The 21,279-nt window shown below is 74.0% G+C and carries 16 protein-coding genes; 7 read left to right on the top strand and 9 right to left on the bottom strand.

The features are described from left to right. Nucleotides 1-149: 149 nt before the first annotated feature. From AB0E02_RS27115 to AB0E02_RS27105, 3 genes are read right to left on the bottom strand one after another with little or no spacing between them, the layout of a single operon-like run. Nucleotides 150-2,177: a prolyl oligopeptidase family serine peptidase gene (locus AB0E02_RS27115; protein ID WP_362143422.1), complete on the bottom strand. Its 2,028-nt coding sequence runs from the start codon at nt 2,175-2,177 to the stop codon at nt 150-152. A gap of 44 nt (nt 2,178-2,221) precedes the next feature. Further along, a complete protein-coding gene (locus AB0E02_RS27110; protein WP_362143420.1) occupies nt 2,222-3,583 on the bottom strand; it encodes a M20/M25/M40 family metallo-hydrolase in 1,362 nt (453 codons plus the stop codon). After that, nucleotides 3,576-4,409 carry a M55 family metallopeptidase gene (locus AB0E02_RS27105; RefSeq protein ID WP_362143537.1) on the bottom strand — a complete coding sequence of 278 codons (834 nt, stop codon included), beginning with the start codon at nt 4,407-4,409 and terminating at the stop codon, nt 3,576-3,578. The genes AB0E02_RS27110 and AB0E02_RS27105 overlap by 8 nt, the downstream gene beginning before the upstream one ends. Nucleotides 4,410-4,757: 348 nt before the next feature. Between AB0E02_RS27105 and AB0E02_RS27100 the strand changes: the two genes are divergently transcribed. Further along, nucleotides 4,758-5,639 carry a helix-turn-helix domain-containing protein gene (locus tag AB0E02_RS27100; protein ID WP_362143417.1) on the top strand — a complete coding sequence of 294 codons (882 nt, stop codon included), beginning with the start codon at nt 4,758-4,760 and terminating at the stop codon, nt 5,637-5,639. A 314-nt stretch (nt 5,640-5,953) separates the two neighbouring features. Then, nucleotides 5,954-6,844: a serine hydrolase gene (locus AB0E02_RS27095; protein WP_362143415.1), complete on the top strand. Its 891-nt coding sequence runs from the start codon at nt 5,954-5,956 to the stop codon at nt 6,842-6,844. A gap of 32 nt (nt 6,845-6,876) precedes the next feature. Here the strand turns inward: AB0E02_RS27095 and AB0E02_RS27090 are convergent, their stop codons facing one another. From AB0E02_RS27090 to AB0E02_RS27080, 3 genes are all read right to left on the bottom strand, one after another. Next, nucleotides 6,877-7,665 carry a hypothetical protein gene (locus AB0E02_RS27090; protein WP_362143412.1) on the bottom strand — a complete coding sequence of 263 codons (789 nt, stop codon included), beginning with the start codon at nt 7,663-7,665 and terminating at the stop codon, nt 6,877-6,879. A gap of 147 nt (nt 7,666-7,812) precedes the next feature. Then, nucleotides 7,813-10,275 (bottom strand): MFS transporter, encoded by a 2,463-nt coding sequence (locus tag AB0E02_RS27085; RefSeq protein ID WP_362143533.1) that lies wholly within the window; start codon nt 10,273-10,275, stop codon nt 7,813-7,815. A gap of 473 nt (nt 10,276-10,748) precedes the next feature. Further along, nucleotides 10,749-11,192 carry an SRPBCC family protein gene (locus AB0E02_RS27080; protein ID WP_362143409.1) on the bottom strand — a complete coding sequence of 148 codons (444 nt, stop codon included), beginning with the start codon at nt 11,190-11,192 and terminating at the stop codon, nt 10,749-10,751. Nucleotides 11,193-11,378: 186 nt separating this feature from the next. On the opposite strand from AB0E02_RS27080, the gene AB0E02_RS27075 reads away from it, so the two are divergent. After that, entirely contained in the window at nt 11,379-12,455 is a 1,077-nt protein-coding gene (locus AB0E02_RS27075) for an Rv2578c family radical SAM protein (protein ID WP_362143406.1), read from the top strand. Nucleotides 12,456-12,473: 18 nt separating this feature from the next. Here AB0E02_RS27075 and AB0E02_RS27070 read toward each other — a convergent pair whose 3' ends face one another. After that, nucleotides 12,474-12,833 (bottom strand): MerR family transcriptional regulator, encoded by a 360-nt coding sequence (locus AB0E02_RS27070; protein WP_362143403.1) that lies wholly within the window; start codon nt 12,831-12,833, stop codon nt 12,474-12,476. 162 nt (nt 12,834-12,995) lie between these two features. Further along, nucleotides 12,996-13,799 (bottom strand): SDR family oxidoreductase, encoded by an 804-nt coding sequence (locus AB0E02_RS27065; protein ID WP_362143400.1) that lies wholly within the window; start codon nt 13,797-13,799, stop codon nt 12,996-12,998. A 195-nt stretch (nt 13,800-13,994) separates the two neighbouring features. Here AB0E02_RS27065 and AB0E02_RS27060 point away from each other — a divergent pair, with 195 nt between their 5' ends. Next, nucleotides 13,995-14,606 (top strand): GNAT family N-acetyltransferase, encoded by a 612-nt coding sequence (locus tag AB0E02_RS27060; protein WP_362143397.1) that lies wholly within the window; start codon nt 13,995-13,997, stop codon nt 14,604-14,606. A 16-nt stretch (nt 14,607-14,622) separates the two neighbouring features. Here the strand turns inward: AB0E02_RS27060 and AB0E02_RS27055 are convergent, their stop codons facing one another. Next, entirely contained in the window at nt 14,623-15,315 is a 693-nt protein-coding gene (locus AB0E02_RS27055) for a HEAT repeat domain-containing protein (protein ID WP_362143394.1), read from the bottom strand. 394 nt (nt 15,316-15,709) lie between these two features. Between AB0E02_RS27055 and AB0E02_RS27050 the strand changes: the two genes are divergently transcribed. The 3 genes from AB0E02_RS27050 (at nt 15,710) to AB0E02_RS27040 (ending at nt 20,988) form a co-directional block, all read left to right on the top strand. Continuing rightward, nucleotides 15,710-17,530 (top strand): 3-hydroxybutyryl-CoA dehydrogenase, encoded by a 1,821-nt coding sequence (locus AB0E02_RS27050; protein WP_362143391.1) that lies wholly within the window; start codon nt 15,710-15,712, stop codon nt 17,528-17,530. Nucleotides 17,531-17,666: 136 nt separating this feature from the next. Then, complete coding sequence (locus AB0E02_RS27045) at nt 17,667-18,470, top strand: TetR family transcriptional regulator (RefSeq protein WP_201805004.1); 804 nt, start codon at nt 17,667-17,669, stop codon at nt 18,468-18,470. A 49-nt stretch (nt 18,471-18,519) separates the two neighbouring features. Then, the gene (locus AB0E02_RS27040) at nt 18,520-20,988 is read left to right on the top strand and encodes a hypothetical protein (RefSeq protein WP_362143387.1); all 2,469 of its coding nucleotides are present in this window, start codon (nt 18,520-18,522) and stop codon (nt 20,986-20,988) included. The last annotated feature ends 291 nt before the right edge of the window (nt 20,989-21,279 follow it).

The raw sequence follows: 21,279 nt of genomic DNA, 5'->3' as shown, positions 1-21,279 counted from the left end.
CAGTCGGTAGCGGCGCGTTCATGTTGTGACACGAGTAATGACGTGTCAACGCTCCGGACCCGGTTTCCGGTAGGGACGTCAGTTCGCCACCGTCCGCCGCAGACGTCCTGGTTGGGCCTGGTGGGGCCCACGTCCGACGCGGCCACCGGTCACTCGCGGAGCTCCAGCGGCGGGACCTCGTCGCGCGCGAAGCCGAACGTCCGGGCGTAGAGGGCGAGTTCCGCCTCCAGGGTGCGGACCAGGGTCTCCGCGCGGCGGAAGCCGTGTCCCTCGCCGGGAAAGGCCAGGTAGGCGTGGGGTACCCCGCGTCCGGCCACCTCGGCGAGGAAGCGCTCGCACTGCGCGGGCGGGCAGATCACGTCGTCCAGCCCCTGGAGCAGCAGGAACGGCGCGGTGATCCGGTCCGCGCGGTGCAGCGGCGAGCGCTCGCGGTAGCGGTCGGGGACCTCGGCGAGCGGGCCGACCAGCCCCTCCAGGTAGCGGGATTCAAAGTCATGGGTCCCGCCGTTCGCCCAGTCGGTGAGGTCCAGGACGGGGTAGCTGATGGTGCCGCAGGCGTAGAGGTCGGTGGAGGTCAGCGAGGCGGCGGTGGTCCAGCCGCCGGCGCTGCCGCCGCGGATGGCGAGCCGGGCGGGGTCCGCGGTGCCCTCCTCGGCCAGCGCCCGGGCGACCGCCGCGCAGTCCTCGACGTCCACCACGCCCCACTGACCGCGCAGCCGCTCGCGGTAGGCGCGGCCGTAGCCGGTCGAGCCGCCGTAGTTGACCTGGGCGACGCCGATGCCCCGGGAGGTGAAGTAGGCGATCTCCAGGTCGAGCACCAGCGGCGCGCGGCTGGTGGGGCCGCCATGCGCCCAGATCACGTAGGGCGGCAACTCGCCGTCCGGGGCGGTGTGTTCGGGGTGGTGCGGCGGATGGATGTGGGCGTGCACGTCCCGGCCGCCGGGACCGGTGAAGGTGCGGTGCCGCGGCCGGGAGTAGTAGGCCGGGTCCACGACGTCGGTGTGCCGGCAGGCGATCGCCCGGGCGCGCCCGGTGCAGGTGTCCAGCTCGACGACCTCGTACGAGCGGTCCGGGCCGGCCGCGATGCCGACGACCCGGCTGCCGTGCGCGGCGAGCGTGGGCGTCCACTCCGTCCAGGGTCCGGCGGCGTCGACGAGGTCGCCGCTGACCGGGTCGAGGATGCCCAGGGTCAGGGCGCCGCGGCCGTGCAGCACCGCGACGGTGCCGTTCTCCAGCGGCAGGAACCAGCGCTCGCCGACGTTCCACAGCGGGCCGCCGAACTCCTCCTGCCGGGCGGGGCACAGGCCGCGGCTCGGCACCGCGCCGTCGCCCTCCGCACCGGGGTGGAGGCGCCGGAGCTCCCACCAGCCGCCGGGGTCCGAGACGAACAGCAGCGAGCCGTCGGCGTCCCATTCGATCTGCACCACGGACTCACCGGTCGCGCCGCCGCCCGGAGCGGTCGGGCCGAGGTCGCCGGCCACCGGCCGGACGGCGGTGAACTCGCCCTTGCCGGTGACCTCGGCGAGCATGACGAGCGTGCCGTCCCAGGGCATCCGGGGGTGGTCCCAGGCGAGCCAGGCGGCCCGGCCGCCGTCCGGGGAGATCCGCGGACCGGTCACGAACCGGTGCCGGTCGTCGCTCAACTCCCGTACGGACTGCCGGTGTCCGGCCGCCGAGCCGTCGAGCGGGACGGCCGCGATCACCCGCCGCACGTCCGTCGGCCCCTCGCCGGTGAACTCCTCCAGGACGCACCACACCTCGCCCAGCTCCGGGCGCAGCACCGGATCGACCCAGCGCAGCCCCTCCCCCACTTCGGACAGCGGGGTGAGCGGGCGGGGCTCCCGGCCGCTGTCCGGTTCGAAGGCGTACAGCCGCTGGTCGGCGAAGTCGCAGAAGACGATCAGCGGTCCGCGCTCGGTGACGGTCCCGGCCCAGGGCAGGCCGCCGTACTCCAGCACCCGGCTGCGGACGTTCCACGGCGCGGGCAGCACCGTCTGCTCGGTGCCGTCCGGCCGCCGGCGGACCAGCGCCCGGCGGCCGCCCTCGGCGGGGCGCGGCTCGGTCCACCACACCTCGTCGCCGACCACGCCGACGAAGGCCGGCCGGCCGTCGTGCGCGGCGACCGTCCGGGCATCTACCGGGGACGTCCAGCTGCCGTAAGGGGCCGTGGTCACCATGGTGCGGATCCTCTCCTCCACCGGTCGGGCGGGGCGCGGGCCGGTCAGGCCGCGCGCAGGAAGTGGTCGAGGACCCGGACACCGAAGTGCAGTCCCCCGACCGGTACGCGCTCGTCCACGCCGTGGAAGAGCGCCTGGTAGTCGAAGCCCTCGGGGAGCTTCAGCGGCGAGAAACCGTAACCGGTGATGCCCAGCCGGGAGAACTGCTTGGCGTCCGTGCCGCCGGACATGCAGTACGGGACGACGTGGCCGTCCGGGTCGAAGCGCTCGACCGCGGCCCGCATCGCGGCGTACGTCGGCGTGTCCACCGGGGCCTGCAGGGCGACCTCGCGGTGGTGGTACTCCCAGTCCACCTCGGGGCCGGTCAGCTCGTCCAGGGTGGTGCGGAACTCCGCCTCGCCACCGGGGACGACCCGGCCGTCCACATGGGCCACGGCGGAGCCGGGGATCACATTGACCTTGTAACCGGCGGACAGCATCGTGGGGTTGGCGCTGTTGCGGACGGTCGGTTCGACGAGCTTGGCGGACGGGCCGAGCTTGCCGAGGAGTGCGTCGACATCGCAGTCCGGCGCGTCCACGTCGACGTCCAGGCCGTGCAGGGCGGCCAGTTCGCGCAGTGCGGCCCGGACGGTCGGGGTGAGCCGGACCGGCCATTCGTGCTCGCCGATCCGGGCCACCGCGCCGGCCAGCCGGCTGACCGCGTTGTCGTGGTTGACCTTCGAGCCGTGCCCGGCCCGGCCCCGGGCGGTCAGCTTGAGCCAGGCGGTGCCGCGCTCCCCCGCCGCGATCGGGTACAGCTGCATCCCGCCGCCGGCGTGGAAGGTGAACGCCCCGGATTCGCTGATGCCTTCGGTGCAGCCGGCGAACAGCGGGGCGTGCCGGTCGGCGAGGAAGCCCGAGCCGTCCTCGGCGCTGGCCTCCTCGTCGGCGGTGAAGGCCAGCACGATGTCGCGGCGCGGCCGGGCGCCGGTGCGCGCCCAGTGCCGTACGGCGGCGAGCACCATCGCGTCCATGTTCTTCATGTCGATGGCGCCGCGGCCCCAGACCACGTCGTCGACGACCTCGCCGGAGAACGGGTGCACGGTCCAGTCGGCGGGTTCGGCGGGGACCACGTCGAGATGGCCGTGGACCAGCAGGGCGTCGGCCGCGGGGTCGGTGCCCTCGATGCGGGCGATGACGTTGGTGCGGCCCCGGGTGCGTTCCAGCAGGGTCGGTTCGATGCCGGCGTCGGCCAGTCGTTCGGCGACGTACTCGGCGGCCGGGCGCTCGCGGCAGGTGCCGTCACCGGTGTTGGTGGTGTCGATCCGGATCAGGTCGGAGGTGAACCGCACCACCTCGTCCAGCGCCTGCCGGTCCACCCCGGCCCCGTGGCCGGCGGCGCCCTCTTGCCCGTTCTTCTCAGCCATATTCTTCCTCCACGGCGGACGACACGACGGTGGTGACCGCCTTGAAGCACCGGATGGCTTCGTACATGTTCCGACTGGTATACGCGACCCGGCGCTCTGCGCTGCGCTCCACGCCGGGCACACAGGTGGCGGCACCCACCAGATGCTCCGCGTCGAACTCCAACTCGACGTGGAACGGGCCCCGGCGCGCCGCTTCGTGACGGACCGCCAGCGCCGTGCCCTTGGCGGCCGCGGCCCGGATGTCGGCGGCCGTACGGGCCGGTGGCCGGCAGACCGCGGCGTAGCGCGAGACGTAGTCCTTGACCGCCACGGCGGGCGCCTCGGGGGCGTATCCCTGGGCGTCCTGGCAGGTGCGGTCGTCGCCGGTGACCAGGACGACGGGCACGCCGTACTCGGCGACAACGAGGGAGTTGAGGTAGCCCTCGCTGGCGCGGGTGCCGTCGACCCAGACGCCGGTGAGGGAGTTGGCGAGGTAGGTGTGGGCGAGGACGCCCTCGGTGCCCGCGCCGGTGTGGTAGCCGACGAAGGCGATGCCGTCGACGTCGCCGTGCTGCACGCCCTCGACCATGCTGAGCGACTTGTGCCGGCCGGTGAGCATCTGCGCGCGTTCGTCGAGCTTCTCCAGCAGGAGGTTGCGCATCGACCAGTGGGCCTCGTTGACGAGCACCTCGTCGGCCCCGCCGTCGAAGAATCCGGCGATCGCCGCGTTGACGTCGGAGGTGAACAGGTGGCGGCAGCGTTCCCACTGCGGCTTGCCCGGCAGCACGTCCGCCGGCCAGGTCACGCCGGTGGCGCCCTCCATGTCGGCGGAGATGAGGATCTTCACGGTCACCAGTCCTATCGCAGGCGGCAGGCGGTATGCACGATTGTGGACATCACTCGTTCACAACGTTTTCGAGGCGCCGAACGCGCCCGACAGGGCATGACACCTCGTCCGGAACCCTCCAGGACCACCGAGTTGGCCGCAACACCGTGAGCTCTCGCAGCGCCGGCAGGTGACGCGGACACGCTCGTGTGGCACCGTATTCCACACAGTTTCTGTCGCAAAGCGGAAGGGCATCCGCCAGAATTCCGATGGAGTTTCGACGGACTTCTGTCAGCCGCCGACGCCCCCAGCCCGGTGGGATAGAACGTCCCGGACCGGCCTCCCACATGAGGAGACAGAGGCAGAATCATGAGCACAGCACGCAACGCCAGCCCGTTAGCACAACCCGGCGACCCGCAGGACGACGGCGGTGACGAGCAACTGGCCGTCCTCACCGAACTGGTCGTCCGCTCCCTTTGCGAGCGCAATCCAGGCTTCCGGGAACTCCTGGAGCGGAACGACGGGGCGCAGGTCACCCGGCTGATCGCGGACGTCCTGCGGGCCGGCCGGCCGCTGCCGGCCACCGTGCGGGCGGTCCGGCTGGCGACCGCCACCGACCTCCACCTCGTCGCCGCGGCGCTCGGCGACTGCCTGGTCAGCCTGCCGGACGAGGCGCCGGGGCTGCTGATCCCCGGCGCGCTCGCCGAGGGCGACGAGGGACGGGCCCGACTGAAGGGCATCCTGCGGCACCGCGCCGCCGCGGTCGGCCATGCGGTGCCGCCGCAGGACGCCGCCGCCTCGGTCCGTGCCGCCTCCCGCCTGCTGGACCTGGCCGCCCGGTGCGACGGGCCCGCCGCGGGCGTGGCGTTCGTCGACGACCACCTCTCCAGCCTGCTGCTCCTCCAGGACGAGTCGCTCACCCGCACCCTCATCGCCCGCCGGCTCCGGCCGCTCGCTGGCCTGTCACCGGAGCGGTGCGCGCGCCTGGAGGCGACGCTGCTGGCCTGGCTGGGCGGGATGGGCGCGCCGGAGGTGGCCAAGGCGCTCAGCATCCACCCGCAGACCGTGCGGTACCGGATGCGCCAGCTGGAGAAGCTCTTCGGCGCCCGGCTGCGCGATCCGCGGACCCGCTTCGAGATCGAGCTGGCCCTGCGCGGCCGCCGGCTGATGGCGGGCGCCCACCGCCGACGGACCGCCGCGGCCCGCCGGCCACGCCCCAGCCGCCTCCGCCAACCGGTGCCGCGCCCCTAGGGGCACGCCCCGGGGCGCCGCACCACCCGCCCCGCGCGCCGCATCCCTTCCCTCCACCCTTCCCCTCATCCGATCTGCCCGGCCCGCCCCGTCCGTCCCCATTTGGCGAATCTCACACCCGAGCCACACTTCCCAAATCCGGACATAGCACCTCACATTCCCGGGGTGCCCTCCGACCTGCCCCGTATCGTCACCGTGACCCATGAAGGGCGCACCGCCGCCGCACGCGGCTGCGCCGGCCCGACCGCCTCCGGTCACCCCAGGGCCGACCCGCCACCGGCGGGGCCCCGATACAGCGGGACAGGAACCACCCCATGCACGGATCACGCCTCCACGGACGACGCCTCGCAACCGGCACTCGCCGCGGACTGGCCGCGCTGGTGGCCGCCGGATCACTGCTCACGGTGCTCAGCTCGGCGACCCCGGCCGCGGCCGGCACCGCCAGCGCCCCGGTGGCCGGCGCCAAGGTCGTCTGCAGCTCCAAGAAGCCCGGCCTGGCCCCGGCCCTGTCCCACGACATCGCCGACGCCCTGCACGGCCGGCGGAGCGCCTCGGCGCTGGCCTTCTACGACCGCCGCACCGGCACCCGGTGTGCCTTCAAGTCCGGCACCCACTTCGACTCGGCGAGTGTGGTGAAGGTCACCGTGCTCGGTGCACTGCTGCGGCAGGCCGAGGAGGCGCACCGGAAGCTGACCAAGCACGAGGTCAAGCTGACGACCGCCATGATCACCAAGTCGGACAACGACGCGACCAACGCCCTGTGGCACCAGATCGGCCCGGCCGGCGTCCAGCGCTTCCTGGACCTCGCCGGGATGCAGGACACCGTGCCGGGCCACGGCGCGTCCTGGGGCCTCACCCAGGTCACCGCCGCCGACCAGCTCACCCTGATGCAGCTGCTCACCACGGACGGGGCGGTGCTCGGCCCGGCCTCCCGCGGCTACGCACTCGACCTGATGCACCGGGTCGCGGCCGACCAGCGCTGGGGCGTACCGGCCGGCGCCCCGGCCACCGCGACAGTCCACGTCAAGAACGGCTGGCTGCCGCGGGACACCGGCGGCTGGCGGATCAACAGCGTCGGCACCTTCACCGGCCGCGGCCACGACTACGGCATGGCCGTCCTCTCCACCGGCAACGCGACCATGGACTACGGGGTCGCCACGGTCGAGGGCGCCGCCCGCGCCATCCACCGCGACCTGCAGCGCTGAGCCGGCCGCCCACGGGCGGCTACGGCACCTGCCTAGGCGAGCTCGATGGGCCGGCCGTCCCGGCGGCTGATCTCCAGCACCGGACAGCCCAGCTCCCGCACCTGCGCGACGATCCGGGCGCTCAGGCCGGGACTCAGGTCCGGCAGGAACCCGCGGATCCGGCGGGCCAGTTCGGCGGCGCCGGAGAGGGCGGCGTCGGGGAAATCGGTGGCGGGGAGGTCGGTGGCAGGGAGGTCGGCGCCGGGGAGACCAATGGCGAGGAGATCGGTGTCGGTCGAGTCGGTGTCGGTCGGTTCGGTGTCGGTCGAGTCGGTGTCGGGGTGCCGGGCGAAGCCGGGCATCCAGCGCTCCTCTCCGGCGCCCGGCCCGCCCGGCCCGCCTGGCCCGTCGGGCAACAGGGCGGTGTCCGCGGCGAGGACGAGAGTCGCACCGGGGCCGGGGGCGGCGAGCGGGTACGCCCACCACAGCAGGTCCACGGGCCCCGCCCCGCCGGTCGCCATCCGGGCCCGGCCCGCGGTGGGGTAGGACGTCGGACCTCCCGACGAGGCGGGCAGACCGCCCGGCCCGTCGCACCCCTCCGCACCGCTGTCGCCGAGGGCACCCGTGACCGGCATCAGGTCGAGCGCGGGGGTGCCCACCGCCTCCGCACGGCCGGGCCCGAAGAGCCGGCGGGCGCCGCCGCTCCAGTGGGAGATCCGGCCGTCCGCGGCCACCAGCACGACCGCAAGCGGAATCCGTCCCGGCAGTGCGCGACGCGGCTCGGCCACCCGGGCCGCCGCCGTACCGGGCCGGCCGGCGGCGTCCGACGGACCGCGCTCCATGGGCGGTTGCTTTCTCGTACCCCGATCATGCCTCACCGCCACCACGCTACGGCCGCGGGTTGATGCGGCGGGCGGCATTTCCCCAAGAGGCCGAACAGGTGGTATGCCCGCACAACCGGCCCCCGGCCCCCGCCCCTTGGCGCGTGGTCAGTCCTCGTGTCCGAGCTGGAGGTCACGTTCGGTGCGGCCGCCGCCGGCCACCTGGAGGACGGTGGCCACCGGCGGGTATCCGGCGGCGACCACGGTGTACTCGCCGGCCGCGAGGTCCACGAAGCGGAACAGCCCGTCGGGCCCGGTGACGGCGGTGTCGACGACATTGCCCGCGACGTCCAGCAGGGTGACCCGGGCGTCCTCGACGGGGCGCCCGCCACCGGCCCGTACGGTCCCACGCAGCACTGCACCACCCGCGAGTTCGATGTCCTGGCGGGTCTCCCGCGACGCCTGGACGGTGACCGGCAGCGCGGCCGGCCGGTACGCCGGTGCGCTGGAGGCGAGGGTGTACTCGCCGGCCACCAACTCCCCGATGACGTAAGCGCCTTCGCGTCCGCTGCGGGTGGTCGCGACGACCTCGCCGCGCACATCGGTGAGGGTGACCATGGCATCGCGTACGGGCGTGCCGTCGGCGGTGGTGACGGTGCCGGCCAGCCGCCCGGCGCCGCCGAGGACCACGTCGAGTTCGACCGGCCGTTCGCCGACGGTCACGGTCACGGCCTGCGGCTGGTGGCCGCCGGCGGCCGCGATCAGCACGTAGGAGCCGGGGCCGGGGGTGCTCAGGGCGTACCGCCCGTCCTCGCCGGAGGCGCCGCGGCCGATCTGCCGCCCGGTGACGTCGATGAGGGTGAGCGCGGCCCGCGGCACGATGGAGCCGTCGTGGTGCCGTACCGCCCCGCACACCGGGATGCCCGGATGCCCGCCACCGGAGAAACGGGAACCACGGCGGTAACCACTCCCGGGGAACGTCGAGTTGAGAGCCTCCGGGTCCACTGCGGAACGGGCCTGCGGCACGGCGGTCGGCCCGGTCTGTCCGGTCGGTTCGGCAGGTACGGAAGGCCCGGCAGGTCCCGCGGGTTCGGTCGGCTCGCCGTAGGAGGTGGGCCGGTCCGGGGTCGGGGAGGTCTGCGGGGCGTGAGAGGCGTGGGACACCAGTGTTTTCTCTTTCAGGAAGAAGGCGAGCACGAGGCCCAGGACGAGCACCGGCACGAGGAAGAAGAAGACCCTCGGCATGGCGTGGGCGTAGGCGGCGACGGAGCCGTCGCGCAGGGAGGCGGGCAGCGCGCGCAGCAGTTGCGGGGGGATCGACTCCGGGTCGGGCAGCCGCCGCGCCACCGGCAGCCGGCCGGCGAGCCGGCGGGCCGGCCGGGTGGCGAGGAGGATGCCGAAGAGGGACACGCCGACGCTGCCGCCGAGGTGCCGGAAACCGTGGTGGGCGCTGGTCGCGGTGGCGAGGTCGCGGGCGCGTACGGAGTTCCGGGCGGCGAGCACCAGCACCGGCAGCACGAGGCCGAGGCCCAGGCCCAGGACGGCCGCCAAGAGGCTGTTGGTCTCCCTGGCGGTGCCCGGCGCCGTCCGCGTCAGCAGCCACATCCCCCCGGCGGCCAGCGCACAGCCCAGCACGGGGAAGACCTTGTGGTGGCCGGTGCGGCCGATGAGGCGGCCGGAGACGACGTACGCGAGGACGATGCCGCCCATCAGCGGCAGCATCAGCAGGCCGGACCTGGTGGCCGAGGCGCCGTCGGCCCCCTGCAGGAAGGTCGGCACATAGCCGGCGGCGCCGAAGAGGGCGATGCCTACGGCGGCGCCGATCAGGCCGGTGCGGGTGAAGAGCGAGTCGCGGAACAGCCGCAGCGGGACGATCGGTTCGGCGGCGAAGTGCTCGACGGCGAGGAAGAGCAGCGCGCTGCCGAGCGCCCCGGCCGCCAGCCCGAGGACGACCCGCGAGGTCCAGGCGTACTCCGTGCCGCCCCAACTCATCAGCAGCGCAAGGCAGGTGGAGAACGCGGCGAGCAGCAGGGCGCCGGCGAGGTCGGGCCTGGACCGGCGGGGCGGCCGGGGCAGCTTCAGGGCGAAGGCGATGACGAGGAACGTCAGCGCACCGAACGGGACGTTGAGATAGAAGCACCAGCGCCAGGAGGCGTGGTCGGCGCAGAGGCCGCCGATCAGCGGTCCGGCCGCGACCGCGAGGCCGAAGGCGGCGCCGATCAGTCCCCGGGAACGGCCACCGGCCCGGGGCGGTACGACGTCGGCGACGAGGGCATGGACGCCGATCAGCAGCCCGCCGCCGCCGACGCCCTGGACGGCCCGGAAGGCGACCAGTTCGTCCATGGTGTGCGACCAGCCGGCCAGCGCCGAGCCGGCGGTGAAGACCAGGAGGGCGAAGAGGAGGACCGGTTTGCGGCCGAAGAGGTCGCCGAGTCTGCCGTGGAGGGGCAGACCGAGGGCGGAGGCGAGGAGGTAGGACGTCACCACCCAGGACATCGCGCCCCGGCCGTGCAGCTCACCGACGATCTTCGGGAGTGCGGTGGCGACGATGGTCTGGCCGAGGGCCGCGAGCAGCAGGGCCAACAGCAGGCCGGCGAAGACCGGACGGGCCCGGCGGGGGCCGAGCGGCACCGGCGCGGCGCCGTCCGGTGCACCGGGCCGGTCCCCGGCGGGCGGTGCCGTGGCCGTGCCCGGTGCCGGTGGGCCGGTCCGCCCGGCCGGGTCGCTCAGGGTGGTCCCGCCCACGTGCTGCTCCCCTCGTCACGCCTGTTGCCGCCCAATTTCTCGCATTGGGCGACAACAGCGTTCAAGCGCGACGAAAGGGGTCGGGCGCGGCCGGAAGGGACGTCAAGTGCCTTGTCGGACAGGCTCCTTGGGCTCCCATCAGGGCTTTCCGCGCGGAACGGGTCCGACGGCCGGGGCACCTGGGCGCGGCCGAAACCACCCGAACCGGTGAGCGTGACGCAACGTGCCCAGGGTGACGCATGTGACGTCCGCGCTCAGCACAGGAAGCACCCGACGCCGGCAGCGAGCTGCGCGCGCATGACACACAGGGGAGCTACGACGCAGGGACGCGCGACACACAGGGGACGTATGACGTCCGCTCACTTCTCCAGGCGCGCAGCGAGGTTGGCGAGGATGGTGTCGTAGATCCGGCCGAGACCCTTGGGGGCGAAGGTCCGCTCGAAGAAGCCGCCGATACCGCCCGCGCCCTGCCAGGTGGTCGTGACGACGACCCTGGCGCGCTTCTCACCGGCCGGCGTGACGACCCAGGTGGTCACCATGGAGGAGTTGCGGTCCTTCTCCACGAGCTGGCCGTCGGTGGGCTCGTCGACCTCCAGCAGACAGTCGCGCACCCGCTTGCTCGTGGCCTGGAGCTTCCAGTGGACGAGGGTGCCCTTGCCGTCACCGCCCTCGCGGACCTCGTACTCCGAGAAGTGCTCGGGCAGCAGCTGCCGGCGCGTGCCGCTGTAGTCGGCGAGCGCGTCGAACACGTCCTCCGGGTCCGCCGCGATCTCGCGCTGCGTGGTGGCCTCGACCTGACCCATGTGTGTCTTCCTCCAGTAGTCGGCTGCCGGTCCTGCGATGCGCCGCCAAGCCAACCACCACTGGGGTGCGCGCCCAAAATCCGCCGCGGGCCCGCCCCGTCGGACGAGAAGAGAACGCGATGGGAACATGTGTTCTATTATGGCGCCGGGGGGCTCGACGGCATGCAGCATGCAGAAGGAGGCCCGATGCGCTGGGACAACCTGGGTGACGGTCCGGCCGCACTGTTCGGTGCGGACGTGGTCAGCCGGACGTTCGACACCCCCGAATTCCGCGGGATCACGTTCCACGAGGTGCGCGCCCGTTCCCTCGTCAACCGCGTCCCGGGCGCCTCCCGGATGCCGTTCGAATGGACGGTCAACCCCTACCGCGGCTGCAGCCACGCCTGCGTCTACTGTTTCGCGCGCAAGACCCACAGCTATCTGGACCTGGACACCGGCCTCGGCTTCGACTCCCAGATCGTGGTGAAGATCAACGCCCCGGAACTACTGCGCCGCGAACTGGCCGGGCGCCGCTGGCGCGGCGACCACATCGCGATGGGCACCAACGTCGACTGCTACCAGCGCGCGGAGGGCCGCTACCGCCTCATGCCCGGCATCCTCACGGCCCTGCGCGATCACGCCAACCCGTTCTCGATCCTCACCAAGGGCACGCTCATCCTGCGCGACCTGGAACTGCTGCGGCAGGCCGCCGAGATCACCGACGTCGGCATCTCGGTCTCGGTCGGCTTCCTGGACCACGAGCTGTGGCGCACGGTCGAGCCCGGCACGCCCTCCCCCGAACGCCGGCTGGACGTGGTGCGCACCCTCACCGCGCACGGCATTCCCTGCAGCGTGCTGATGGCACCCGTCATCCCGTTCCTCGGCGACGCGCCGGAGCAGCTGCGCGGCACGGTCCGCGCCATCGCGGAGGCCGGCGCGGGATCGGTCACGCCGCTGGTGCTGCACCTGCGCCCCGGCGCCCGCGAGTGGTTCCTGTCCTGGCTGGACCGCCACCATCCGCATCTCGTACGGCGCTACGCGACGATGTACGCGGACGGCGCCTATGCGCCCACGTGGTACCAGCGCCGGATCACCCGACAGGTCCACGAACTCGCCGCCGAATACGGCATCGGCCCCGCCCGCTCCGGGGAGGCCCGCCGCATCCGCCCGCCGTCCGGGGACGCCGGGGATTCCACCCCTGCGGCCGATTCCACGTCTGCCCCCGCACCCGCACCTACGCCCACGCCCACGACGCCGGGGCCGACCCAGCTGACCCTCATCTGAACCAGCCGGACCGGCCGCTCACGCAGAGGCGGCCGGGACGGCCTCCAGGGCCCGCGCCAGGCGGTCGCGGGCCTCGGTCTGGGCGGCGATCCGCTCGTCGATGACGGCGAGCCGCTCACGGGCGATCCGCAGCCCTTCCGCGGACGGCGGAGCGGTGGTCATGTCGCCGTCCAGGCAGGAGGTGAAACAGCGGACGTCGGCGAGCGTGAGCCCGGCCCCCAGCAAGTGACGTATGTTGCGCACCCGTACGACCGAGCGGGCGTCGTAGACCCGGTAGCCGTTCGCCTCCCGGACGGAGGCGATCAGCCCCTCCCGCTCGTAGTTCCGCAACGCCCGCGGCGTCGCCCCCGTGGCCTCTGCCAACTCCCCGATCCGCACGGGTCGCCCCTCCCTCGACTCCGACCTCGACTCCCACTTCGCAGCCGATTCCAGCACGGACACGAGTGCGGTGGTGGCGCGGCCGCGGATCCGGGGCGGGCCGGGCCGGCGGCGGCAAAGCCGGGCGGGGCCGGTCTCATGACGGCAGGGGGCGAGGTGGGCTCAGCCGACCACCGCTCCGCCGTCGACCGGGAGGACCACCCCGGTGACGAACGAGGCGGACGGGGCGGCCAGGTGGGTGATGGCCCAGGCCACCTCCTCGGGGCGGCCGATCCGTCCCATCGGGGTGTGCGCGATCTGCCAGGCGCGGTGCGCCGCCCGCTGCTCCTCGGACAGGCCCTGGTGGAGCGCGATCGGGGTCTCGATCGCGCCCGGGGCGACCGCCACCACCCGCACCCCGCGCGGTGCGAGCTCCACCGCCCAGCTGCGGGTGAGCAGTTCGAGCCCCGTCTTGGTCGCGGCGTAGACCGCGTTGCCGGGCCAGCCGCGCTGGCCGATCGAGGTGCTGATGTTGACCACCACCCCGCCGGTCCGCTCCAGATGGGGCACCGCTTCCTGCGTCAGCAATACGGGCGCGACGAGGTTCGTCGCCAGTTGCGCCGCCATTCCCTCCTTGGTGAAGCTGCCGAGTGCCCCGGTGCCCACTATGGCGGCGTTGTTGACCAGTACGTCCAGCCGGCCGTAGGTCTCGATCGCGTGGCGGACGAGGTGCGCGGGGGCGTCGTCCGCGGTGATGTCGGCGAGGTACGGGACGATCTCGCCGTCCCCCTCGGCGTCCGCCGCCGTCTCCGCCAGCGGCTCGGCCCGGCGGCCCACCGCCAGCACTCGCGCGCCCTCCGCCGCGAAGGCCCGGGCGGCGGCCCGCCCGATCCCGGTACCGGCGCCGGTGATGATCACCACCCGGCCCGGCGGGGTTTCCGTGGTGTTGGTGGTGTGCGTGGTGTGCGTGGTCGCGCTGTGTGCCATGCCGGGAGTCTCGAACCCTGCCCCCAGGGGCAAGGTCAAGCGCACGCCTGCGGAAGCTCCGAAAGCCCCCTTGACCGGGCCCCTACCGTCTCCCTCATGGACACGGACACGGGAAGGCACAGGGACAGGAACAGGCACAGGGGCACGGACAGGGTCAGGGACAAGAAGCCGGCAGGACCGCTGCGGATACGGGAAATGGGCGAGGCCGACATCGAGGCGGTCTCAGCCGTGCGGGTCCGCGGGTGGCAGGCGGCCTACCGCGGGCTGATGCCGCAGACGTATCTGGACGGGATGAGCGTGGCGGCGGACGCCGAGCGGCGGCGGTCGTGGTTCGGGCGGCGCTCGCCGGACGTGGTCGACCTGGTGGCGGAGTCGGCCGGTGAGGTGGTCGGCTGGGCCTCGGTCGGCCCGGCCCGGGACCCCGATGTGGCCCCGGGCGCCGAGGAGTTGCCCGACCCGCGCCCGACCGCGGGTGAGCTGTTCGCGCTGTACGTCGCGCCCGAGCGGATCGGCACCGGCGTCGGGCGCGCCCTGATGGCCGCGGGCACGGAGCGGGCACGGCGGAGCGGATACCGCGCGCTGTATTTGTGGGTGGTGCGCGGCAACACCCGCGCCCAGCGGTTCTACGAGCGCGCCGGCTTCGTACCGGACGGCGCGGAGGAGACGTACAAGGTGGGCGGCAGCAGCGTCCCCGAGCTGCGCTACTGGCGTCCGCTCACCCCGTTCACCCCGTGTTCTCCGGGCGACGAGTCGTCTTCCCCGGGCCCCACGCCGGGTTCTCAGGACACGACGTCGGACATCCCATGACCTCCGGCTGACCGCTTCAGCCCCCTAGGCCCTCCTTCGCGGCTGCTGGGCCCTCCTTCGCCGGGTCCCCGGCCCCACCCCCGTCGGCCCGCCCTTGGCCCTCCGGAAGCTCATGGACCCCCAGCCGGGCCAGTGAGGCCGCTGCGGCGGCGGCCAGGCGGGGGTGGGCGGTGGCGGCGGTGAGGGCGGGTACGGCGCGGCGGTCGCCCAGGGCGCCCAGGCCCTCGACGCAGGCGAGTGCCACCCGCCAGTAGGGGTTGTGCGGGGTCAGCAGCCGCTCCAGGGTGGCGATCAGCGCCGGTACGGACTGCGGTGCGCGCAGCTCGGCGAGGAGCCGGACCGGGTGCAGGGCGTACGCGGTGCGCAGCGGGTTGGTGGCGAGGGCGGCCGCGGCGCGGGCGGTGCGCGGGTCGCCGAGCCGGCTCAGGGCGTGGGCCGCGGTGGCGCAGCGCACCGGATCGCGGTAGTTCAGCAGCAGTACGAGCGTCTCGAAGGCGCGTTTGTCGCCGGCGCAGCCGAGGATGAAGGCGGCGATCTCGCGGGCCCACAGGGGGCGTTCGACGGCGACCAGCATCCGGGCGAGTTCTTCCCGCCCGGCGGGGGTGTTCTTGCGGGCGAGCCCCAGCAGGCGCTCGTAGGCGACCAGGTCCTGTGGGGAGCGGAGTTCGGCCCGCACCCGGTCCGTCAACTCGTGGAATTCGTCTTCCATTTGCCGCTTCCCTCCCGCCGGGGCGCCCCGGTTGCCGAGACGTGGCCTGCACCACAGACTAATGACCCGCCCTACCCCTGGCGCTGCGGTTACCCACCGGTTAACCTGCTGGAACGAGCAGCACCCCTGTTCGGGCGGCCTGGTGACGCAGCCGCCACAGAGTGAAGTCGGTTCGGCACCGCAACAGCACGACCTCGATTCAGAGCACGGCACGGCCCCGGGACAGGGCCCCGCCGCAGCTCCCCCACCGCCGGCGCTACCAGCAGCGCTGCGGCCGCCGCGGCCCCGCCGCGCTCCGGCCGCCGCGTATCCGCTGCCCCTCGCGTCCGCGCGGCCACCCCTTCAGTCGTCACTTCTCCCCTGCCCTTCAGGGGAACACCCTCAGGAGTTCGCGATGGGCCCTTCGTCCACCCCTGATCTCGCCCCCGGCATTTCCCCACTGTCCCTCTCCACCGTGGCCGTCGTCGGCCTGGGCACGATGGGCACCGGCATCGCCGAGGTGCTCGCCCGGGCCGGCCGCGAGGTCATCGGCATCGACACCGACGAGGCCGCGGCCCGGCATGCCGTCGCCGCGCTGGAGGCGGCCACGGCGCGTGCGGTGCGCCGCGAGCGGATCACCGAGCGCGAGCGGCAGGACGTCCTGGCCCGTTTCCGCACCTTCACCGATCTGCAGGCCGCCGCGGACGCCGACCTGGTCATCGAGGTGGTCCCCGAGGACTACGAGCTCAAGCGGCAGGTCTTCGCCGAACTGGACGCCGTGGTGCGGCCGGACGCCGTGCTGGCCACCGGCACCAACGCCCTGTCGGTGACCCGGCTCGCCGCCGATTCGCAGCGTCCCGAGCGGGTGCTCGGGCTGCACTTCTTCAACCCCGCACCGGCCATGAAGCTGGTCGAGGTGGTCTCCTCGGTGCTGACCGCGCCGACCGCGGTCGCCGCGGTCACCGAGCTCGCCCGCGACCTGGGCAAGGACCCGATCGCGGTGGGTGACCGGCCCGGTTTCGTCGCCGACGGCCTCCTTTTCGGCTATCTGAACCAGGCCGCCGCGATGTACGAGTCGCGGTACGCCACCCGTGAGGACATCGACGCCGCGATGCGGCTCGGCTGCGGCCTTCCCATGGGCCCGCTGGCGCTGCTCGACCTGATCGGCGTGGACACCGCCCGGACCGTCCTGGAGGCGATGTACGCCGAGTCCCAGGACCGGCTGCACGCCCCGGCGCCGATCCTGGGCCAGCTGGCCGAGGCCGGGCTGACCGGCCGCAAGGCGGGCCGCGGCTTCTACACGTACGAGGCGCCGGGCTCGGCCACGGTGGTGCCGGACGCGGAGAGCCCGGCGGCCGGCGGCGAGGCCGCGGCCGGCCGTACGGTCACCCGGGTCGGCGTGGCCGGTTCCGGAACGATGGCCAGCGGGATCGCCGAGGTCTTCGCCAAGGCGGGCTACCAGGTCGTGCTGGCCGCCCGCAGCGCGGAGAAGGCGGAGAAGGCGAAGGCCCGGATCGCCAAGTCGCTGGGCCGGTCCGTGGACAAGGGCCGGCTGACCGCCGAGGCCCGGGACGCGGCGCTGGCGGCGATCACGCCGGCCGGGACGCTGGACGCGTTCGCGGACGTGGACCTGGCCGTCGAGGCGGTGGCCGAGGACCTGGCCGTCAAGCAGGAGCTGTTCCGGACGCTGGACAAGGTCTGCAAGCCGGGCGCGGTCCTGGCCACCACGACCTCGTCGCTGCCGGTCGTGGCCTGCGCCCGGGCCACCTCGCGCCCGCAGGACGTCATCGGGATGCACTTCTTCAACCCGGCGCCGGCGATGAAGCTGGTCGAGGTGGTGCGGACGGTCCTGACCTCCGACGACGTGCACGCGACCGTGCGGGAGGTGTGCACCAAGGTCCGCAAGCACCCGGTGGACTGCGGCGACCGGGCCGGCTTCATCGTGAACGCGCTGCTGTTCCCGTACCTCAACAACGCGATCAAGATGGTCCAGGAGCACTACGCGTCGCTGGACGACATCGACGCGGCGATGAAGCTCGGCGGCGGCTACCCGATGGGCCCGTTCGAGCTCCTCGACGTGGTCGGCCTGGATGTCTCGCTGGCCATCGAGAAGGTCCTGCACGCCGAATTCCGCGACCCGGGACTGGCCCCCGCGCCGCTGCTGGAGCACCTCGTCGCGGCGGGGTGCCTCGGACGCAAGACGGGCCGCGGCTTCCGTGAGTACGCCCGGCGCTGACCCGTGGGGGCGTCCCCGCCCGGACGGGACGGGCTGGGGTGGACTGCTGGAGCCGGACGGCGGTCCACCCCCGCTCACAAGGGCGGAGCTGGGACCTCATGCCGCAGGCCGGGTAAATATGCAGTACCGTCCCCACATGTCCCAGCCCGCTCGTACGCAGCCTTCCGACGCCCCCGACAGCAGCACTCCCGGCACCCGCCGCGCGGCCGCGCAACGGCTCAAAATGCGCCGCGAATTGTCGGCGGCGGCCATGGAGCTGTTCGCGACCAAGGGCTACGAGGCGACGACGGTCGATGAGATCGCGGCCGCCGCGGGCGTCGCCCGGCGGACGTTCTTCCGCCACTTCCGCTCCAAGGAAGAGGCGATCTTCCCCGACCACGACGACACCCTGGTGCGGGCCGAGGCGGTCCTGGACGCCGCGCCGCCGCACGAGAACCCGCTCGACACGGTCTGCCGCGGCATCAAGGAGGTCATGCGGATGTACGCGGCCTCGCCGGCCGTGTCGGTGGCCCGCTACCGCCTGACCCGCGAGGTGCCCACCCTCCGCGAGGCCGAGATCGCCTCGGTGGCCCGTTACGAGCGGCTGTTCACCCGCTATCTGCTGGGCCACTTCGACGAGGGCGCGCACCGCGAGGGCGATGACGACCCGCTGCTGGCGGAGGTCGCCGCGTCCGCCGTGGTCACCGCGCACAACCACGTGCTGCGCCGCTGGCTGCGGGCCGGCGCGGAGGGTGACGTGGAGGCCCAGCTGGACCATGCCTTCGAGATCGTCCGGGAGACCTTCGGCGCCGGGATCGGCGCGGGCCGCGGCACGACGGGCGAGCAGCCGTCGGCGTCCGTCTCCCGGGAGGGCGAGGTGCTGGTCGCGGTGGCGCGTACGGACGCCCCTCTGGAGGAGGTCATGCGCACCATCCGCAAGGCGATCAAGGACCGGAGATGATCCCGTAACGGCCTGACGGGCCCGGCTCGCTCGTGCTATCCACTACGGCGTGGCGGACGCGAGCGAGGCGGGGCCGGCTCCGGCCACCCACAACACGATCAGCGGCGGGCAGGCCCGCGACGTGATCCAGGGTGGCGTCGTCCAGATCTACCCGGCGCCCGCCCCGGTCCGCTCCCTGAACGCGCTGCCGCCCCGGCCGGCCGCCCTGCTCGGCCGCTCCGGCCCGCTCGCCACGCTCCTGGCCCTGCTGGCGCCCGGCGACCGCGCCGGGGCTCCCACCGCGATAGCGCTCACCGGCGAGGGCGGGGTGGGCAAGTCGGCGCTGATGGCGGCCGCCGCGCACGAGGCGCACAAGTGGTTCCCCGGCGGGGTGCTCCACGCGGACGCCCGGGCGCACGGCGGCGGGGAGCCGATGAGCCTGGAGGAGCTGCTGGGCACCTGGCTGCGGGCGTTCGGCATCCCCGGCGACCAGCTCCAGCCGCACCGCGCCGGGCTGCTCGGCCAGTTCAAGAGCCGGCTGTGGGAGGCGGAGGAGGCGCTGCTGATCCTGCTCGACGACGCCGCACCGGACGAGCACCTGGTGCCGCTGATACCCCCCGACGGCCGCCACCGCCTGCTGGTCACCGTCCGGACCGCCCCGGAGCACGCCTCCTTCACCGTACTGCGGCTGGACACGCTCAGCCCCAAGGATTCCCTGGCACTGCTGGCGGCCGCGGCCACCGAGCCGGTCCCGCCGTCGCAGCTGGACGAGATCGCCGCGCTCTGCGGCCATCTGCCGCTGGCGCTGGACGTGGTGGCCGGCCGGCTGCGGGACGGCGACGACAGCGCGCAGCGCATCCTCTCCGCGTTACGCCCGCCCGGTGAGCGGCTGGCCGAACTCGACCCGGTACGGCAGGCGTTCGAGGCCTCGTACCAGGCGCTCGGCGACCCGGACGCGCGGATGCTGCGCCGTCTGGGGCTGCACCCGGGCAACGAGATCGACGCCGGGTCGGCCGCCGCGCTGGCCGGGGTCTCACCGGCGGAGGCCGACCGCACGCTGCGCCGCCTGGTCAGGGCCCAGCTGCTGCGCCCCACCGGCCCCGAGGGCCGGGTCCGCTTCCACGACCTGCTGCGGCTCTACGTCGGTGAACTCGCCTCGCAGGAGGCGGAGTCGGCGCGTGCCGCGGCGCTGGAGCGGCTGATGGCCCACTACGGCGAGCGGGCCGCCACCGCCGACGAGGCGTGGTTCGACCGGGAGCGCGGGGCGCTGGCGGCGGCCCTGGCGGCGGCGGTGGACCAGGGCCGGTACGAGCGGGTCGGGCCGGTGGTGGACCACCTGGTGGCGTATCTCCTGCGGCGCACCCGCACCGTGGACGCGCTGTTCGTGCTGCGGCAGGGCGTCCTGGCGGCCCGGCACCGCGCCGACCACCTCCGGGAGGCGGAGCTGCTGCGGATGATGCGTCGCCACTACCGCGCGCTGGAACGCTGGCCGGAGGCCCGGTCCTGCGCGGAGGCGGGCCATCTGGCGCGTATCCGGGCCGGTGTGCGCTCGCCGGAGCTGGACGACGACCTCGGTGAGCAGGCGGCCGAGCGCGGTGACCCGGGGGCGGCGGCGCACCACTACGGGCGGGCGGTGCGCGGCTGGGCCCTGCGGGGCGACCGGCACCGGCTGGCGGCCTCGCTGCTGGCGCGGGGTGACGCGGAGGAGGAGCTGGGGCGTGCCCGGGACGCGGCGCTCTCGTACCGCCGGGCGGTGGCGACGGCGCCCGACGGTGACCTCACGGTCGTGGCGCACGCCTGGCTGAAGCTGGCCGGCTGCGCGGCGCACCGCCATGACCGCCGGCAGGTCCTGGAGCTGCTGCGCCGCGGGCTGGAGGTGGCGCGCAGGTCGGGGGACGTCCGGGTGACGGTCGAGGCGCTGGCGCTGCTGATGGAGGCGGAGAAGGAGGCGGGGCGGCTGGGGGCGGCCGAGCAACTGCTCCGGGAGGCGCTCAGCGAGGCCGGGGCGCACCACCTGCCGCTGCTGCGGGAGCAGCTGCTGGCGATCAAGCCGCCGTGGTTGAAGCTGGCCGCGGAGCCGGAGCCCGCCGCCGCGCCCCGGACGGGGGCGTCCCCCGCCAAGGAGCCGCCGCCCGCCGTGCCGGACCCGCCGGTGGAGCGGGCGGCCGGCCATGTGCGGCCGGTGCTGCTGCGGCTGCTCGCCCTGCCGTGCTGCGGGGTGCTCTGGGCGCTGGGCTGCCTGACCGTGGCGCTGGTGGAGGGCGGGCCGGTGGCCCCGTGGCCGGCGCAGCTGGCGCTGGCCGGTGGCACGGCCTGGGCGGCCCGGCGGGTCTGGCAGCGCAGCCGCGGCAGCCGGTTCGGCGATCTGGCCGCGGTCGGCCTGCACCGCTTCCACGCGGTGGGTGCGGCCGGGCTGCTGGCGGCGGGGGTCTGGGCCGGGGCGCCGGGCGGCAGCGCCGTCGCCGCCGGGCTGCTGGTCCTGCACACCGCCGCGCAGCTGTGGCCGGCCGTCCGTGGGCGCCTGAGGTCCCGGGCCTGACCGGGACACGACCCACCCGAACGGTCTAACCGCCTCCCCCTTCACCTGCCGTGATGCCGGTGCTGCGGTGCGTCACCACGATGCCCTCCATCGGCCCATCTATCGCTCATACGTGCCGGCCAAATGACATCTGAGAGAAATTCTTGGCACTCAGTGTCTTGTCGACTGGCACGCGGTGTCATACGTTGAGGGTGTCCGGGCGACCGGCGGACGAGGCGATCCTCGTGCGCCGGCTGTCCCAACAGCCCTCCCCGGCTGCCGCCCGGATGCCTGCGTCACAGGCACACCGCC

The sequence above is a fragment of the Streptomyces sp. NPDC048196 genome, from assembly GCF_040652715.1.
GTDB lineage: Bacteria > Actinomycetota > Actinomycetes > Streptomycetales > Streptomycetaceae > Streptomyces > Streptomyces siderophoricus.
This window is presented reverse-complemented; position numbering and strand designations above follow the sequence as displayed.

Bases quoted from the DNA above. Each gene is read 5' to 3' on its own strand.
- AB0E02_RS27095 (WP_362143415.1), top strand. From the start codon at position 5,954: ATGCACGGATCACGCCTCCACGGACGACGCCTCGCAACCGGCACTCGC.
- AB0E02_RS27110 (WP_362143420.1), bottom strand. From the start codon at position 3,583: ATGGCTGAGAAGAACGGGCAAGAGGGCGCCGCCGGCCACGGGGCCGGG.
- AB0E02_RS27045 (WP_201805004.1), top strand. From the start codon at position 17,667: ATGTCCCAGCCCGCTCGTACGCAGCCTTCCGACGCCCCCGACAGCAGC.
- AB0E02_RS27100 (WP_362143417.1), top strand. From the start codon at position 4,758: ATGAGCACAGCACGCAACGCCAGCCCGTTAGCACAACCCGGCGACCCG.
- AB0E02_RS27060 (WP_362143397.1), top strand. From the start codon at position 13,995: ATGGGCGAGGCCGACATCGAGGCGGTCTCAGCCGTGCGGGTCCGCGGG.
- AB0E02_RS27050 (WP_362143391.1), top strand. From the start codon at position 15,710: ATGGGCCCTTCGTCCACCCCTGATCTCGCCCCCGGCATTTCCCCACTG.
- AB0E02_RS27115 (WP_362143422.1), bottom strand. From the start codon at position 2,177: ATGGTGACCACGGCCCCTTACGGCAGCTGGACGTCCCCGGTAGATGCC.
- AB0E02_RS27055 (WP_362143394.1), bottom strand. From the start codon at position 15,315: ATGGAAGACGAATTCCACGAGTTGACGGACCGGGTGCGGGCCGAACTC.
- AB0E02_RS27090 (WP_362143412.1), bottom strand. From the start codon at position 7,665: ATGGAGCGCGGTCCGTCGGACGCCGCCGGCCGGCCCGGTACGGCGGCG.
- AB0E02_RS27080 (WP_362143409.1), bottom strand. From the start codon at position 11,192: ATGGGTCAGGTCGAGGCCACCACGCAGCGCGAGATCGCGGCGGACCCG.
- AB0E02_RS27065 (WP_362143400.1), bottom strand. From the start codon at position 13,799: ATGGCACACAGCGCGACCACGCACACCACGCACACCACCAACACCACG.
- AB0E02_RS27075 (WP_362143406.1), top strand. From the start codon at position 11,379: ATGCGCTGGGACAACCTGGGTGACGGTCCGGCCGCACTGTTCGGTGCG.